At 56.5% G+C, this 1,308-nt stretch carries 1 protein-coding gene; it reads right to left on the bottom strand.

The window, feature by feature from the left end:
• Positions 1-634: 634 nt before the first annotated feature.
• The coding region (locus tag AD944_RS00395; protein WP_156477215.1) for a site-specific integrase at positions 635-1,308 on the bottom strand (674 nt) is incomplete at its 5' end.

Below are 1,308 nucleotides of genomic sequence, written 5' to 3'. Positions count from 1 at the left end.
TGCTTCTTGAGCAGGCATGCCCCAGTGCCCCGTCATCCAAGGGTGTGTGATCTGGTGAGAGGACTAATTGATATTAATAGTATCTAATATTAGTTTGCTCACCAGATCACACGGGATAACATGGAAAAACGCCAAATATCTCCATTATCGCCTCACCAAATCACACGACTTGCTCACCAAATCACACACTGGATATGAGGGTGCGTAATGGGTAACTGGAACATGGTGTTGTGGGTCGACAGCGAATTACCGGAGTAGACTGAATTGCTCAAAGGTCGGTTGGGCAGAGGGCTCCGGTCTGAATGGTCGTTCGGAAGGATTTTTGATTCGATTGAATTGGTTAGCTGTTTTGGGTTGAAGTCGTTGACCCTGTTGTGATTCCATATGTGGTGTTGGTCTTGGTTCGCTGAGGTTCCCTATGTGGAAGACCGAAATCCGCGTCCGCTATAATCGGGACCGTCTGCGTTACCCGAGCGATCGGCTGATAAGGAACGGGCGTTGATCAGGTCGGTCACTCGCCACGCGAAGCGTGGCGGCATCTGGCCTGATTCGGTTGATGGTCAGAAGCCTATGTCATAGCTAATATTCTTTCCAAATGGACTCTGAGGGTGAGAGCTTCTCGTTTACCTCACGTTCAGAATCTGCTTTTGCCAGGATGCCTCTCCTTGATACTTGCTTCGTCGATGTAGGTTTCGACGATCTGCAGGCTTCTGTGTCGGGAGAAGCGTTTCAGTTCCAGCAGGTCATAGCCGTCCTTTGCGCCGGTGCTGATGGCGCCGCGTCGAAGACTATGACCCGAGAAGTCGCCTTCCAGACCAGCCGCACCACACCGCTTGCGAATAATGTCCGCGACAGAACGGTCGGAGAGCGCGCCAGCACCGATCTTCGGCGGGGCAGGGGGCTCACCGGGCCTGGATACTGGCGCAAGCCAGATCCGTCGAAACACCGGCCCAGCTTCTATGCCGGCGATTTTGATCCAGGCTTCGTAGGCCCGCACCGGGCAGTTCCGGGTAATCCCACGCGGAATGCCGATCAGCACCCCCTTTGCGGCCGGGTCGCCTTTCGATCGCCTCAGCCGGATCCGCATGCCATCATCGTCGGTGACGATGTCGCTAACCTCCAGACCGGCCAGCTCGGAGCGCCGGAATGCTCCCGCAAAACCGAGCAGGAGGATCGCACGATCACGGACGGCAACCGGATCTTGCCCCTGGATCGCATCGACCGCTTCGGTCAGCCGGTCCCAGGTGAGGGCAGTCTTCTGACGGGGTGCAGGATCGTCGTCCTCCCGCCGGATACCGGCCAGCGTGG

The sequence above is a fragment of the Acetobacter tropicalis genome, assembly GCF_001580915.1.
Taxonomy (GTDB): Bacteria; Pseudomonadota; Alphaproteobacteria; order Acetobacterales; family Acetobacteraceae; genus Acetobacter; species Acetobacter tropicalis.
This window is presented reverse-complemented; position numbering and strand designations above follow the sequence as displayed.